At 40.1% G+C, this 15,372-nt stretch carries 14 protein-coding genes and 1 pseudogene; 3 read left to right on the top strand and 12 right to left on the bottom strand.

What is annotated here, in order from left to right:
- The 8 genes from O3650_RS03995 to O3650_RS03960 form a co-directional block, all read right to left on the bottom strand.
- Entirely contained in the window at positions 1-1,059 is a 1,059-nt protein-coding gene (locus O3650_RS03995) for an ABC transporter permease (protein ID WP_023942990.1), read from the bottom strand.
- Entirely contained in the window at positions 1,052-2,587 is a 1,536-nt protein-coding gene (locus tag O3650_RS03990; protein ID WP_033681960.1) for an ABC transporter ATP-binding protein, read from the bottom strand. The genes O3650_RS03995 and O3650_RS03990 overlap by 8 nt, the downstream gene beginning before the upstream one ends.
- A 143-nt stretch (positions 2,588-2,730) precedes the next feature.
- Positions 2,731-3,783, bottom strand: coding sequence for a BMP family protein (locus O3650_RS03985; protein ID WP_261024893.1), 1,053 nt, complete (start codon positions 3,781-3,783; stop codon positions 2,731-2,733).
- An 89-nt stretch (positions 3,784-3,872) separates the two neighbouring features.
- Positions 3,873-4,262 (bottom strand): cytidine deaminase, encoded by a 390-nt coding sequence (locus O3650_RS03980; protein ID WP_101784717.1) that lies wholly within the window; start codon positions 4,260-4,262, stop codon positions 3,873-3,875.
- Positions 4,249-4,911, bottom strand: a complete 663-nt coding sequence (gene deoC, locus O3650_RS03975; RefSeq protein WP_371491649.1) for a deoxyribose-phosphate aldolase — start codon at positions 4,909-4,911, stop codon at positions 4,249-4,251. The genes O3650_RS03980 and deoC overlap by 14 nt, the downstream gene beginning before the upstream one ends.
- Positions 4,912-4,930: 19 nt before the next feature.
- Entirely contained in the window at positions 4,931-6,208 is a 1,278-nt protein-coding gene (locus O3650_RS03970; protein ID WP_203175490.1) for a pyrimidine-nucleoside phosphorylase, read from the bottom strand.
- On the bottom strand, positions 6,205-6,795 hold the full coding sequence (locus O3650_RS03965) for a class I SAM-dependent methyltransferase (protein ID WP_306800137.1): 591 nt from the start codon (positions 6,793-6,795) through the stop codon (positions 6,205-6,207). Before O3650_RS03965 ends, O3650_RS03970 begins: the two co-directional genes overlap by 4 nt.
- A gap of 210 nt (positions 6,796-7,005) precedes the next feature.
- Positions 7,006-7,410: a hypothetical protein gene (locus O3650_RS03960; protein WP_261083064.1), complete on the bottom strand. Its 405-nt coding sequence runs from the start codon at positions 7,408-7,410 to the stop codon at positions 7,006-7,008.
- 200 nt (positions 7,411-7,610) lie between these two features.
- Here O3650_RS03960 and coaA point away from each other — a divergent pair, with 200 nt between their 5' ends.
- From coaA to O3650_RS03945, 3 genes are all read left to right on the top strand, one after another.
- Entirely contained in the window at positions 7,611-8,531 is a 921-nt protein-coding gene (gene coaA / locus O3650_RS03955; RefSeq protein WP_060628511.1) for a type I pantothenate kinase, read from the top strand.
- A 67-nt stretch (positions 8,532-8,598) separates the two neighbouring features.
- Entirely contained in the window at positions 8,599-8,835 is a 237-nt protein-coding gene (gene rpsT, locus O3650_RS03950) for a 30S ribosomal protein S20 (protein WP_001274000.1), read from the top strand.
- Between the two features lie 52 nt (positions 8,836-8,887).
- Positions 8,888-9,412: a DNA topology modulation protein gene (locus tag O3650_RS03945; RefSeq protein ID WP_060628512.1), complete on the top strand. Its 525-nt coding sequence runs from the start codon at positions 8,888-8,890 to the stop codon at positions 9,410-9,412.
- A 25-nt stretch (positions 9,413-9,437) separates the two neighbouring features.
- Here O3650_RS03945 and deoD read toward each other — a convergent pair whose 3' ends face one another.
- From deoD to O3650_RS03925, 4 genes and pseudogenes are all read right to left on the bottom strand, one after another.
- The gene (gene deoD, locus O3650_RS03940) at positions 9,438-10,148 is read right to left on the bottom strand and encodes a purine-nucleoside phosphorylase (protein ID WP_000022097.1); all 711 of its coding nucleotides are present in this window, start codon (positions 10,146-10,148) and stop codon (positions 9,438-9,440) included.
- Positions 10,149-10,708: 560 nt separating this feature from the next.
- Complete coding sequence (locus tag O3650_RS03935) at positions 10,709-11,992, bottom strand: chloride channel protein (protein WP_261072346.1); 1,284 nt, start codon at positions 11,990-11,992, stop codon at positions 10,709-10,711.
- Positions 11,986-12,231 (bottom strand): annotated as a pseudogene (locus O3650_RS03930) (purine-nucleoside phosphorylase); the annotation flags it as partial. The pseudogene O3650_RS03930 and the gene O3650_RS03935, both read right to left, overlap by 7 nt.
- 327 nt (positions 12,232-12,558) lie before the next feature.
- Positions 12,559-15,291: a thiol-activated cytolysin C-terminal domain-containing protein gene (locus O3650_RS03925; RefSeq protein ID WP_371491646.1), complete on the bottom strand. Its 2,733-nt coding sequence runs from the start codon at positions 15,289-15,291 to the stop codon at positions 12,559-12,561.
- Between the last annotated feature and the right edge of the window lie 81 nt (positions 15,292-15,372).

The raw sequence follows: 15,372 nt of genomic DNA, 5'->3' as shown, positions 1-15,372 counted from the left end.
TTACTTACCTCCTTTAACTTGTTTTTTCGGTTTGACAAAGCGTTCGATAAGGTAATGAACACTGACAAAGAAGATAATAGACGCTGTTACAATGCTGACAAGCTCAGACGGTACCTGCGCTGCATTCATACCAGGGGCTCCAACTTGGAGAACACCAAATAGGAAGGCTGCAAAGAGAATACCAATTGGTGAGTTGGCCGCAAGCAGACTAACCGCCATACCGTTAAATCCAACAGCCAATGACGCCCCTTGAACATAGACGTTCTGGAAGGTTCCAAGTCCTTCAACAGCTCCACCAAGACCTGCCAAGGCACCTGAAATAATCATAGATAGTATGATAGTCCGTTTGGCAGAAATACCAGCATATTCTGAAGCATGTGGATTAAGACCAACCGCACGGATTTCAAAACCAAGGGTTGTTTTCTTGAGCATGAACCAAATAACTGCAACGGCAATGATGGCAAAGAAAATACCGATATTCATCCGTGAGTTACCAGTCAACTCAGCCAACCAAGGGGTCTGATAGGTTGCATTAGCCCCAACACGAATCGTAGAATCTGTACTTTGCATGAAGTCTTTAGGAAAGGCATGGATAAAGGCATTTCCTACATACAAGACAATGTAGTTCATCATGATGGTTACGATAACCTCTGACGTCCCTAGATAAGCTCTAAGAATACCTGGAATGGCACCGACAATTCCACCAGCAATCAAGGCAATCACGATGGTTGCTAGAATCATCAAGGGACGTGGCATATCTGGATGCGATAAGGCAAACCAACCACTGAGAATCCAACCAGCCAAAGCCTGACCAGGAAGTCCGACGTTAAAGAAACCAGCGCGACTGGCAACGGCAAAACCAAGACCAATCAAGACCAGAGGCCCCATAGCACGGAAGATTTCTCCAATTCCACGCAGGCTACCAAAGGCTGTATAGAACAATTCTTCGTAGCCCCAAATAGCATCATAACCGAAAATCCACATGACAATGGCTCCGAGTAAAATTCCTAGGAATACAGAAATCAAGGGAACCGAAATTTGTTGTAATTTTTTAGACATCACTCTTCTCCTTTCCCAAGTTTCCACCAGCCATCAAGACACCAAGTTCTTGTTTATTGGTTGTTTCTGGTGATACAATACCTTGAATCTTACCATCGTGGATAACGGCGATACGGTCTGAGACGTTTAAAATCTCATCCAATTCAAAGCTGACAACAAGGACAGCCTTGCCATTATCACGCTCTTCAATCAAGCGCTTGTGGATATATTCAATGGCACCGACATCCAAACCACGAGTTGGCTGGCTGACGATAAGGAGATCAGGATCTCGATCAATTTCACGAGCAATAATTGCTTTTTGTTGATTTCCTCCTGAGAGTGCAGCTGCAGGCACAAATTCACTGGCAGCACGAACATCAAATTCTTCCATTAGTTTTTTAGCATAAGAAGTGATATTTGAATAGTTCAAAATTCCATTTTTACTATGTGGTTCTTTATAGTAGGTTTGAAGGGCAATATTTTCAGAGATCATCATTTCCAAAATCAAACCATCACGATGACGGTCTTCTGGAACGTGCCCAACACTCAACTCTGTAATCTGACGTGGGTGCAAGCCTACAATTGAATCTCCTTTTAACTCAATGCTACCAGATTCAACCTTGCGAAGACCTGTAATGGCTTGAATCAGTTCAGACTGACCATTTCCATCAATCCCCGCAATCCCAACAATCTCTCCAGCACGAACATCCAAGGATAGATTTTTAACAGCTGGAACACCGCGGTTTTCATTGACCACCAAGTCTTTAATAGACAAGACCACTTCTTTTGGTTGAGAAGCTTGTTTCTCTGTTTTAAAGGAAACAGAACGTCCCACCATCATTTCTGCCAAATCAGCATTGGTAGCCCCTGCGATTTCTACAGTTTCAATTGATTTCCCACGACGGATAACTGTAACACGGTCAGAAACTGCGCGAATCTCGTCCAACTTGTGGGTAATCAAGATAATTGATTTCCCTTCTTTGACAAGATTTTTCATAATAGCCATCAACTCATCAATTTCTGATGGAGTCAAAACAGCCGTTGGTTCGTCAAAGATAAGGATATCAGCCCCCCGATAAAGGGTTTTTAAAATTTCTACACGTTGTTGGGCTCCAACTGAGATATCTGCTACCTTGGCAGAAGGGTCAACAGCTAAGCCATAACGTTCAGAAAGAGCCTTGATTTCTTTGCTAGCTCCAGCGATATCTAGCACACCATTTTTAGTCAATTCACTACCTAAAATGATGTTTTCAGCCACTGTGAAGGCTTCTACCAGCATAAAGTGCTGGTGAACCATTCCGATTCCCAAGCTAGCTGCTTTAGATGGTGAGTCGAGGTTGACAACTTGACCGTTGACCACAATTTCACCACTGGTTGGTTCAAGAAGCCCTGCTAACATGTTCATGAGCGTGGACTTTCCAGCCCCATTTTCTCCTAAAAGTGCATGAATTTCACCTTTTCGTAGGTGCAGGTTGATTTTGTCGTTGGCAACAAATTCACCAAACACCTTGGTAATATCACGCATCTCAATGACATTTTCGTGTGCCATGTGCTCTTCCTTTCAGAGTCTTATTTTATTTCAATAAAACTTGCTAGTTTCTCTAGTAGCAAGCTTTACTGAGACAAAATGACTTTGTCTCAACTCTTAAAAAAGCGGCCGAGGGCCGCTTCCTAAGAAATGACTTCCATCCATTATTTTTCAGGAACTTTTACGCTTCCATCAAGGATTTTAGCTTTTGCATCTTCGACAGCTTTTTTACCTTCTTCTGAAAGGTTTGTAACTGCCAAGTCAACCCCTTTATCTTTCAATGAGTAAACGATCACTTGACCGCCAGGGAATTCACCTTTTTCTGCCTTGTTAGCAATATCTTTTACAGTTGTACCAACTTGTTTCAAAGTAGATACAAGAACGAAGTTTGATTCTTTGCCATCTTTAGAAGTGTATTTACCTTCTGCTTCTTGGTCACGGTCAACACCGATAACCCAAACTTTTTCATTTTCAGGACGGCTTTCGTTGAGTGATTTTGCTTCTGCAAAGACACCTGCACCTGTACCACCAGCTACTTGGTAAACAATATCTGCACCAGCTGCGTATTGTGCGGCTGCAATTGTTTTACCTTTAGCAGCATCACCAAATGAACCAGCGTAGTCAACTTGTACTTTGATAGATGGGTCTACTGACGCAACACCAGCCTTGAATCCTGCTTCAAAACGAGAGATAACTTCTGACTCCATACCACCTACAAAACCAACTTGTTTTGTTTTAGTTGTTTTGGCTGCAGCCACACCAGCGAGGTAACCTGACTCATTATCAGCAAATGTTACACTAGCAACATTCTTTTTATCTTTAATCACATCATCAATCAAAACATAGTTCAAATCAGTGTGCTCTTCTGCTGCATCTTTAACTGCATTGTGAAGGGCAAAACCAACACCGAAGATTAGGTTGTAACTTCCAGCCGCTTGTTGCAAGTTGTTAGCATAGTCAGCTTCACTTGTTGATTGGAAGTAAGTAAAACCTTTATCTTTTGAAAGATTGTGTTCTTTACCCCAAGCCTGCAAACCTTCCCAAGCTGATTGGTTGAATGATTTATCATCAACACCACCAGTATCAGTGACGATTGCTGCTTTTGTCTTCACATCAGAAGATGAATCTGCCTTACGAGAAGAGCGGTTACCACATGCAGCAAGTCCAACTGCTGCCACTGCAACTAGACCAAGGCCTAGCCATTGTTTCTTGTTCATTACTGAACCTCCTAAATAAGATGTGCAACGATGTTGCAAGTATGGATTGGTTGGCCACAAGGACCGTGCCACTCAAAGAGCGACTCAGACTAATTTAAGTCTGTAAAAGAGTATGGAAGTAACTCCCCGACCGTCATCTCGACCGTCGATTTATCTTTTGCGACTAAGGTCACTTTTAGATCTTGTTCAAAAAATTCGACCATTACTTGGCGACAAGCACCACATGGTGAGATTGGTTTTTCAGTTTGACCATAGACAATCAATTCTGAAAATTCTCTTTGTCCTTCAGATACAGCCTTAAAAACGGCTGTTCTCTCACCGCAATTGGTCAAAGGATAGCTAGCATTTTCGATATTCACTCCCGTGTAAACACTTCCGTCTTTTGCCACTAAAACTGCTCCGATAGGAAAGTTAGAATAGGGGACATAGGCATGTTTGCTGGTTTCAATTGCCAGTTCAATCAACTCAGTAGTCGCCATCTGCCAATTCTCCTTTTAGAATTGCTACCCCAGCTGACGTTCCGATACGGGTCGCCCCAGCTTCCACAAAGGCAAGAGCATCTGCATAAGAACGAGCTCCGCCAGCAGCCTTGACACCCATTTCAGATCCAACTGTTTCACGCATCAATTTGACATCTGCTATCGTAGCACCACCAGTTGAAAAGCCAGTAGATGTTTTAACAAAATCAGCTCCAGCTTTTTGAGCTAATTGGCAAGCCACAACTTTTTCTTGGTCGGTCAGCAGACATGCTTCAATAATGACTTTTACTAACTTGTCACCACTTGCTTCCACTACTGCACGAATATCTGACTCAACCAAGGCTAAATTGCCTGATTTGAGAGCCCCAACATTGATTACCATGTCAATCTCATCTGCACCATTTTGGATAGCTTCTTTTGTCTCAAAAGCTTTCACAGTTGAAGTTGTTGCTCCCAAGGGGAAACCTACTACTGTGCAGACCTTGACATCTGTGCCTTTAAGCCCTTTTTTAGCATGTTCAACCCAGGTCGGATTAACGCAAACACTGGCAAAATCATACTCTCTAGCTTCAGACAACAAACAATCAATTTGATTTTCTGTCGCATCTTGTTTCAAAAGTGTATGATCGATATATTTATTTAATTTCATATTCGGATTCTCCTGCAGTTTATGAGATTATTTCTATGATTTCTCGTAAACTTTGCACACTATCATTTATTTTAACATATTTTTGAAAATCTGTAACTAGCTGAGGAGAAATTTTTCCATTTGTGTATACTTTTGCAACAATTTCTTCCTTTTGAACGGAATCTCCAACTTTCTTTTCAAAAACAATTCCTGTTTCATAGTCCAAGGCATCAGACTTGACTGCACGACCTGCCCCCAGTCTCATAGCATAAAGCCCAAATTCCATAGCTGGAAGAGCTGAAATGACACCCGTTTCCTGAGCAGGGATTTCCACTACATGGGTAACATTGACAGGACGATAGAGGTCTTCTAAGTCTCCACCTTGGGCTTGCACCATCTCCTCAAACTTAGCCAGTGCTTGACCATTCTCAAGGTGTTGGCGAACTTCTTCCACTGTCTTGTTCACATTAGCCAAACCAAGCATAATTTGAGCCAATTCGCAGATAAAGTGGGTAATATCCTGACGGCCTTGACCTTGTAAAATCTCCAGTGCTTCAAGAATTTCGAGGCGATTTCCAATCGCTCGTCCCAAGGGCTGACTCATATCCGTAATCACTGCTACCGTCTTTCGACCAACTGCCTTACCAAGATCTACCATGGTTTGAGCCAGCTCACGTGCCTCATCAACCGTCTTCATGAAGGCACCCTCTCCAACAGTCACATCTAGCAAGATAGCATCCGCTCCTGCCGCGATTTTCTTGCTCATCACTGAACTCGCAATCAAAGGAATCGTGTCGACAGTTGCGGTCACATCACGGAGGGCATAGAGAAGCTTGTCCGCTTTGACAAGCTGGTCTGATTGCCCAATGACAGATACTCCAATATCCTGCACTTGACGAATAAAATCTTCTTGACTACGTTCTACTTGATAGCCCTTGATAGACTCCAATTTATCAATTGTTCCACCAGTATGACCGAGACCACGACCACTCATTTTGGCTACAGGCACACCGAAGCTAGCAACAAGGGGAGCCAAAATCATGGTTACCTTATCACCAACACCACCAGTAGAATGCTTGTCAACCTTAACCCCATCAATAACAGATAAATCAAACTCTTGACCTGTCTGAACCATTTTCATGGTCAAATCAGATATTTCTCGAGTCGTCATTCCTTTGAAATAAACAGCCATAGCAAAAGCAGACATCTGATAATCAGGAACAGTTCCTGACACATAGCCTTCAACTAGCCATTCAATTTCACTCGAAGTCAATTCTTGACCGTCTCGTTTCTTTTGAATTAAATCAACTGCTCTCATTCGTTCACACTTCTAAGGATATAGTATCCCTTATCTTTTTTGACGATTTCACAATTGCCAAACACCTCTTCCATCTTGGACTTGGCGCTTGGAGCCCCTTGTTTTTTCTGGATAACGATTGTTAAATCTCCACCAGTTTCCAAAAAATCTTTACTTTTCTCAATGATTTCATGAACCACTTGCTTGCCCGCACGGATAGGAGGATTGGAAATGACATGTTCAAATGTGCCTTCAACTTGTTCATAGATGTTGGACTGGAAAATCGTCGCTTCTACTTTATTTCGTTCAGCATTTTGTCGCGCTAAATCCAAGGCACGATTATTGATATCGACCATGGTCGCCTGAACTCCATAAGCCTTAGCCAAGGACAAGCCCAGAGGCCCATAACCACAGCCTACATCAAGGACATTTTCTCCTTGATTGACCTCAAGACACTTGAGCAAAAGTTGACTGCCAAAGTCAACCATTTTCTTGCTAAAAACACCTGCATCCGTCAAAAAGGTCATTTTTTCTCCCAACAAGTCCACTCTTAACTCATGAATGTCGTGAGCAGCGTCAGGATTTTCTGCATAATACATTTTACTCATGAAACTATTTTACCATAATTTGACTTAAATTGTAAATCGTTTACAAACTGATCATAAAACGAAAAAGACTGAAGAAAGCTAGTAAGTAAAACATTTTCTTCAATCTCTTTCAACACTTATAGATGAATGATAAGCCATTTAGAACTAGAAATATCATAGTCAGGATATAACAAAAAGTTTATCATCTATAATCGGGCGTATTTATTATGACTATTGCTTAACCTTCAAATACTTTATTATCAACAAAATTCCCAACAGGATGTTTAGATAAAAGCCCAACTGATATGTTTTTGTCAGGATTTCCAAACTTGTCCAAAGTCGGATTAAATCTTCTAGTGACATGCGGAATAAATAACCCTCTGTAGCAATCCATAGGACTAAAAAGACATAACTTCCAGCAGCAAGCCGTTTCGTCCACCGTTTTTTGAGTAGCCAAGCAATCAAGAGCGAACAGATAAAGACAGCTGTTACAATAGCATGTTCCATCAAAAAAGTAAAACCGTAATAGATTTCCACAAAGCGTCTACCATTATCCGCATTCGCCCCTTTTATAAAAGGTAGTGCAAAACTTAAAATAAAACAGAGTTCCAATATGTAACGTTTTAAGATTTTCATAGTACACCTCCTATAAGTTGTAACCCTCAAAGCCCCCTTTATTAGCTTATAAATCAGGAGAAAGTAGCTCCTACTTCATCAATAAATTGTTCATCCTCTATCTACTTATATTATATACTATTGACTTAACACATTCAAGAAACCGCTTTATTTTTTTAGCTTTTTATGGTATGATAGACAAAATATCTAGGGGAAAACAAATGACCAACGAATTTTTACATTTTGAAAAAATCAGCCGCCAGACTTGGCAATCGTTACATCGAAAGACAACACCTCCTTTGACAGAAGAGGAATTAGAATCCATCAAGAGTTTTAATGACCAGATTAGCTTGCAGGATGTTACCGATGTCTATCTCCCCCTAGCCCATCTCATCCAGATTTACAAGCGTACCAAGGATGATTTGGCCTTTTCAAAAGGAATTTTCCTCCAACGTGAAAGTAAATCTCAACCTTTTATCATTGGGGTTTCTGGGAGTGTTGCCGTTGGAAAATCCACAACCAGTCGCCTACTTCAAATCCTACTGTCCCGTACGCTTAAAGATGCTACGGTTGAGTTGGTAACAACTGACGGCTTTCTCTATCCCAACCAGGCCTTGATTGAACAAGGGATTTTAAATCGCAAGGGATTTCCTGAAAGCTATGATATGGAAGCTCTTCTCAACTTCCTGGATCACATCAAAAATGGACAAGATGTAGATATTCCTGTCTATTCTCATGAAGTCTACGACATCGTTCCTGAGGAAAAACAAAACGTCAAAGCAGCTGACTTTGTCATTGTCGAAGGGATTAACGTTTTTCAAAATCCACAAAACGAACGTCTCTATATCACCGACTTCTTCGACTTTTCCATCTATGTTGATGCTGCAGTGAATGACATCGAGAGTTGGTATCTGGACCGTTTCTTGAAGATGCTGAGCCTAGCCCAAAACGACCCTGATAGCTACTATTATCGTTTTACACAAATGCCGATTGGGGAAGTGGAGTCCTTTGCCCATCAGGTCTGGACCAGTATCAATCTCACAAATCTACAAAATTATATTGAACCAACCAGAAATCGTGCGGAAGTGATTCTGCATAAAACAAAGAACCATGAAATCGATGAAATTTACTTAAAAAAGTAATTTTCTCTTGTCAAAACGTAAGTTTTCAGATATAATGGTATAGTTAGTAAATATGGAGGTAAGAACATTGGCAAACATTAAATCAGCTATCAAACGCGCTGAATTGAACGTTAAACAAAACGAAAAGAACTCAGCTCAAAAATCAGCTATGCGTACTGCTATCAAAGCTTTCGAAGCAAACCCATCTGAAGAACTTTTCCGTGCTGCTAGCTCAGCTATCGATAAAGCAGAAACTAAAGGTTTGATTCACAAAAACAAAGCAAGCCGCGACAAAGCTCGTCTTTCAGCTAAACTTGCTAAATAAGAAACAGTCCATGGAGGCTGTTTTTTTGTCCTCAAATAGAAAAAGGTAGAAAATGAAAATCGCAATTATCGGATATTCTGGTGCTGGTAAGTCAACGCTAGCTGAAAAGTTATCTCTCTACTACTCCATCCCAAAACTTCACATGGACACACTCCAATTTCAGCCTGGTTGGCAAGACAGTGACCGTGACTGGATGTTGGATGAAATGAAAAGCTTTCTCACAACACAGGAAGCTTGGGTCATTGATGGGAATTATTCTTGGTGCTATTACGAGGAAAGAATGCAGGAAGCTGACCAAATCATCTTTTTAAACTTCTCTTCTTGGAATTGTTTGCTAAGAGCCTTTAAGCGCTATTTAAAATACAGAGGAAAAGTGAGAGAAAGTATGGCAGCTGGTTGTCAAGAACAATTTAATTGGGAGTTTATCAGATGGATTCTCAGAGATGGACGGACAAATAATGCTAAGGAAAGATACCAAAAATTTTGCCAAGAATACTCACATAAAGTCACTATTATTCGAAATCAGAAAGAACTAGATCAATTTCTGGATAAGAAAAGGAAGTCCTCCAATTCATAAAGAAGGGCTTCCTTTTTGGCTATAATTATTCTGCAATCAAGGTTTCCAAACCAACCTTCATCATATCAGTGAAGGTATTTTGACGTTCTTCTGCAGTCGTGTCTTCATCTGGATTGACCAAACTATCAGAAATAGTCATGATGGCAAGCGCGTCAACATGGTGTTGGGCTGCCAGATAGTAAAGGGCTGCTGCTTCCATTTCCACAGCCTTGACTCCCCATTTACCAAGTTCGATGTTCTTTTCAAAGTAGTTTGAGTAAAAGACATCAGAAGACAAAACGTTCCCAACGTGGGTGGTCATACCGAGTTCTTTGGCGATATGGTAGGCCTTGTCCAGCAAATCAAAGCTAGCGATTTGTGGGAAATCGTACTGTGGCCAGTCATTACGGACGATGTTTGAGTTGGTTGCCGCTGCCTGCGCCAAAACCAATTCACGAACGTGAACATCTTCATTCAAAGAACCCGCAGTTCCCACACGAATCAATTTTTTCACACCGTAGTCAACAATCAACTCACGCGCATAAATCGAAATAGATGGCATCCCCATCCCAGTTCCCATGACTGATACACGGTGGCCCTTGTAAGTACCAGTGTAACCAAACATGTTACGTACTTCGTTAAAACAAACAGCATCTTCAAGGAAATTCTCCGCAATAAACTTAGCACGAAGAGGATCCCCAGGAAGAAGAATTTTATCAGCAATTTCACCCTGCTGAGCAGCAATATGGATAGACATAATTAAGATATAAAGGGCGACAGAGAACAAAGTAAAAATAGGAAACTGACGAAGCATCTCCGATGCTAGACAGTTTATCTTTTTTACACAGTTCTCCGCCCGTATTCAGTTCAATGAATACAGTTAACCCATCCTTTCTTTATTCTAAAATTTATAATCAGAAAGATACCAAACCCGTCAAAAAGCAAAGGGAAAATAGGAGTTGGGCGCAGTGAGCGATGCTCGCTAGACTAACTATCTTTTTCCCACTGCTTTTAGGGTGGGTTCAATTCCTTTCTTTCTTAATTTTGATAATATTGAGAAGATTAGATCGGCTTCAATTCAAATCTGAACTCCCCCTTCTCTTCTGAGTTTTTAGAAAAGTTTTCCGCTCGTGTTCAAATTAGAACACCTCACTCTACCTTTCTTTTTTTATTTTTATATTTCATAGCTAGGAAAAATCGGATTCAATCAAGATTCCAATAGGCCTACTTCATTTTTATTTAAAACAGTTATTGATAAACTGACAATAGTTTTTAATCTTTTAAGTTAAATCCTTAACTAGAAGAAATGGGCATTTCCTACCTAATTACTTTATTATTTGACTTCTGACACAGTATGCTAGCACAAGGAAAGTGGTCTAACATTTTTGCAAATTCATAGGCTAAAACAGCTGTTACTAAGAGATACGGAAGAGAATCTATACCTAGCCCAGTGAAACCTATAACTAATCCGGTTGCAGAAATGGGCGCCCTCAAGGTCACTGATAAAAAGCAAACCGATCCCAAAAGTAAAACGGTTGGCTGACTGTCCAAACCTATAATCATGCTCAAGAGACCAGCTCCAGCCATCCCCAAGGCAAAAGATGGCGTAAGTGTACCACCATAGGCCCCTGCCCACAGAGTAATAAGAACGACCAGTGCTTTTAGGATAAACAAGAGGAATACTGTTTTGCCATTGCTACCATTCAATACTTCCTGAGCCATCATACGTCCATTTCCAAGTAGATGTGGAAAATAACTTGCCAACCCAGCAAGAAAAAGAAAAGCTGTAGGCAATGTGAGAAGTATTCGTTTATCTTTTATTCTGTTTGAAGACGCTGCCTTACTTAAGTGACCAAAAAGCCAAGCTAGTGGGGTTAAGAAAAGAAGTAATAAGGGAATATTCCATATTTCCTTTAATGACCATGTGATGGCTGGAATCTGATAAAGAGCCTGATCTGAAATAACCCAGCCTGCTATATAGGTTGAGACATAGGTAGCCAAACCGACTAAGACAAATCGTTTAATAGATAGAGCAATTCCTAGGGTTTCAAAAACAAAGAAGACACTTGTTAATGGAACCTGATAAACAGCCGCTAAACCAGCACCAGCACCACAAGCAAGGAGAAAGACTTGATCCTTCTTAGAGAGAAAACATATTTTTCCAATTGGTCCTGCAAATAGAGTTCCAATCTCTCGTGGCGCAGCTTCTTTACCAATAGGGGCTCCCCCTCCAACTGCAATAATTTGCCAAATTGAATGAAATAGCTGTCTTAAAAAATGAAGCTTGTATTGTGAAGTCTCATCCTTCATCTGTGCTCTAATGGAAAAAATCTGTGATTTTTTTTGCAAGAAATACCAGACCAAGGATGAGCTGACACCCACGATTATTAAACTAAATCCTATCCGCGACGAGGAAACTCCATCAGTCAAAAATCCACTATGATGCTCTGACTGACCAAAAGCTATCCCCTCTATCATCTCTAAAAGATAATGTAGAAAAATACCAGATAAACCTGAAACTATTCCTTGCAAAATGACTGCTAGGAATAATTTAAGATTATAAGGGATTTTCTGAAAAATACTCCTCAATTCTTTTAACATAGTAATAATTCAGCAAAAACGGCTTTAAGTAAGCCTTTAAAATCACCTTTAACACACTCAGTCACTTCTATAACCTCTTCGTGGTTAAGCTCTTCTTTGAAACCAGTAGTATAGTTAGTAATACATAAAATTCCTAGAAGTTTCAAACCTGAATAGGCTACAACAATAACTTCAGGAGCAGTTGACATTCCGACCACATCTGTTCCAAGCATCTTATAGGTACGAATTTCTACTCGTGTTCAAATTAGAACACGCGCTCTACCTTTCTGTTTATACTCTTCAAAAATCTCTTCAAACCACGTCAACGTCGCCTTGCCGTATGTATGGTTACTGACTTCGTCAGTTCTATCCACAACCTCAAAACAGTGTTTTGAGCTGACTTCGTCAGTTATATCTACAACCTCAAAGTAGTGCTTTGAGCAGCCTGCGGCTAGTTTCCTAGTTTGCTCTTTGATTTTCATTGAGTATTAATTTTGTTCTTTCACAGAGAGCTACCTGAGTTCTATTCAAGCTCAGGTAGTACTTTCTTATAAACTAGACAAACTAACTGTCATTGTACCATCAGACTACAAGACATCATCGTCACTCACCTTGGAATTCAATGTCGTACCCCAATGAGTGATTTTTCGATGTGGTTGAGCTAGAAGAGGTCTGTTGTCATAGATTGTTTGCCATCTATTCCAGATAAGACCTGTTCTCTTTTCGATCTTAATTCGCAGATTTCTCATATTTTCTTTGATTGGGAGGTTGAGGACAAAACCTGCAGTCTGGTTACGTCCATTTCCTTCCCAAGAATGACTGCGAACAACTGAATGACCATTTTTATCTACTGTAACTTCTTCCCAAGTTATAGAATAGCGTGCAATGTAAGCTCCACTATGCTGAATAGTTAGGGTTTTATCTTTTACAGGAGTGTAATTTAACACTTGTACTGGCTTAGAAGTTGGTGGTGTCACAGCATTCTTAGCTATAAATCGAAATACTTCTACTTCAGCAAGACTGAGAGCTTGATTTTTCTGACGCAATTGAATACGGACACGGCGACCCAACTTGCCATCCAACTGAAGATCTAGACGATTTCCTTCTAAACGAGAAACATATTTTCTAGTAACTTCTGTCCCTTTTTCATCATATAAAATCACATCAAAATCTGCCAAACGTTTGGAAAGCTCGCCATCTCCACGATTATAAAGACGGACAAGTCCTACCTGTTCTGTACGACCCAAATCAACTTCCCACCAAGGCTGATTTTCAAATTTTGTATGAGTAATTGATTGCTGGCTGTAGCTACTATTGGTATTGCCATCCAAGGCACGACTAGCATCTCCTCCAAACTCGGTAGAACTTTGGCGTGCTTGCTTTTTCCATGCGATATTCTCAGCACGCAAAACTTGAACTTCTGCGAGACTGAGAGCATTGTAACCATCTAACTCAATACGGACAAAACGAGCTTTTTTATAGTCAATTGCAATTTGTGCAGAGATATCTTTCAGAGATGCAATGCGCTTTCTTTCAATTTCTTTCCCAGAACTATCTAAAAGAATCACATTAAAATTGGTAAGCCTATCCTGAGCAGTATATGTTCGATTATAGATGTTGATTTGACGAATCGTTTCTTCCTTATCTAAATCGACTTGCCACCAAGGTTTAGATTGAAACTCTGTATGCGTTACAGAATGATGAGCATAATTCCCATCAACTTTTCCATCTACAGCCCTTCTAGCGTCACCTCCAAAAGCTGTCGAACTTTGGGTAACCCGTTTCCCTAGAGCTATATTTTCAAGAGGTTCAGCGCTTGGTTGACTAGATGACAGAGGGACTTGTTGTTTCTTAAAGAAAGAAATTTTTTCCAGTTTTGGATCACGGTAACCCTGCTTATCCAATGTTGTTCGTTTTCCAATATTAAAGTTTGGAATATCATTCATGCGGCTTTCAAAATAGCCACGCGAACGGTGTTTAACATTAGCACTTCCTGTAGATGTCACAACATCACTATCATTTTGTAGCACAGATGTAACCACATTGTCATTATCCACTACATAATGTTTAATTTTTCCATTTACAGCAAGCTTCCGACTTTCTAATCCTACATCCCAGAAACCATTTTTGGCATTCCAGATTGTTCTTGAAGTAATGACCTTAGGTGCATTAAATGTTGTCACTTTTTTCAAAACATTATTATAAAAAGTAGGATATTTCTGATAGGCTTCAACTGCTGCTATTTGAGCTAGATAGCCTCCTAGCGAATGACCTGTCATATAGAGATTGGTAATGCTGGAATCCTGCGCCAATTCTTTTACAACATTACGGATATCATCCGCTTGTGCAGGTTTATTTCCTCCTAGCAAGGTCAAGTCCGTTCTCAAATCTTTGGCATCATTCAGTCTTGTCCCACGTATAGCTAACATTTGAACAGTATTGTCTTTTAAATAAGGAAAATCACTCTTAGTTTCAAATAGATAAGCATCCAAACCACTAGCTGTATGGTAAGCTTTTTTCATCTTCCAAAACGGGGCTAACTCATTGTGCATCATCTTATATTCTTGACGATTCAAGTAGAGGCTCGGAAATGGATTCTTATGATCTAGAATTTTTTCGATATAGTCATCATCACGATAGGATAACTCCATGAAGAGAAGAGCATCTCGATCTGTAACATACCATTGTTTCTTATTATCATCTTCCCCATCTGCTAATCCGTCTCCATCACTGTCTGCCAGTAATGGATGACTGTTATATCCTAAATAGTCCTTACCATCTTTACGATAAACATAAAGCTCATCCTTATTTTTGATACCATCCTGATCGTCATCACCTTCTAAATCAAGGACTTTTTCACCATAAAGAGAATTGTCAAGCAAATCATTTTCTGAGTGCAGTTCTCCTTTTGAGATTTTCAAAAGATCTTCTGCTGTCACAGGACGAGAAGTTGTAGACTCATCCTTTACATTTTCCTCTCTATTCACTTCTTCAGGAACTAGAGCAGGCTCTGTTTTATGGGATTCCAGCTTTTCTTCTTCCTTCTGATTTTTAAGGACTTCTTTTGTTTCCGGAGCTGGTTGGATAGCTGCCACTCTCTCCTCTATAAGAGGCGTTTCCTGTTTTTTATCAGTATTTTCTAGTTTTGTCGGACCATCCGTTGCATTTACTACTAGAGGACTTTCATTTTTCACAACTGGACTTCCTTCATTGGCAGAAATTCCTGTCGGTGCTAAAAAAGCAAAGCCAACTGCAACAGATACAACTCCTATACTTAATTTTTTTATGCCAAAACGCATCATTCGTTGACCGATTTTCATTCTTTTCTAACTTTCTTTTATTTTCCCCTATTTACCAATAATTGATAAATAAGCATGTGATAAATTTTTACTAAAGATATA

The sequence above is a fragment of the Streptococcus sp. 20925_1_24 genome, assembly GCF_041432335.1.
Taxonomy (GTDB): Bacteria; Bacillota; Bacilli; order Lactobacillales; family Streptococcaceae; genus Streptococcus; species Streptococcus mitis_BM.
This window is presented reverse-complemented; position numbering and strand designations above follow the sequence as displayed.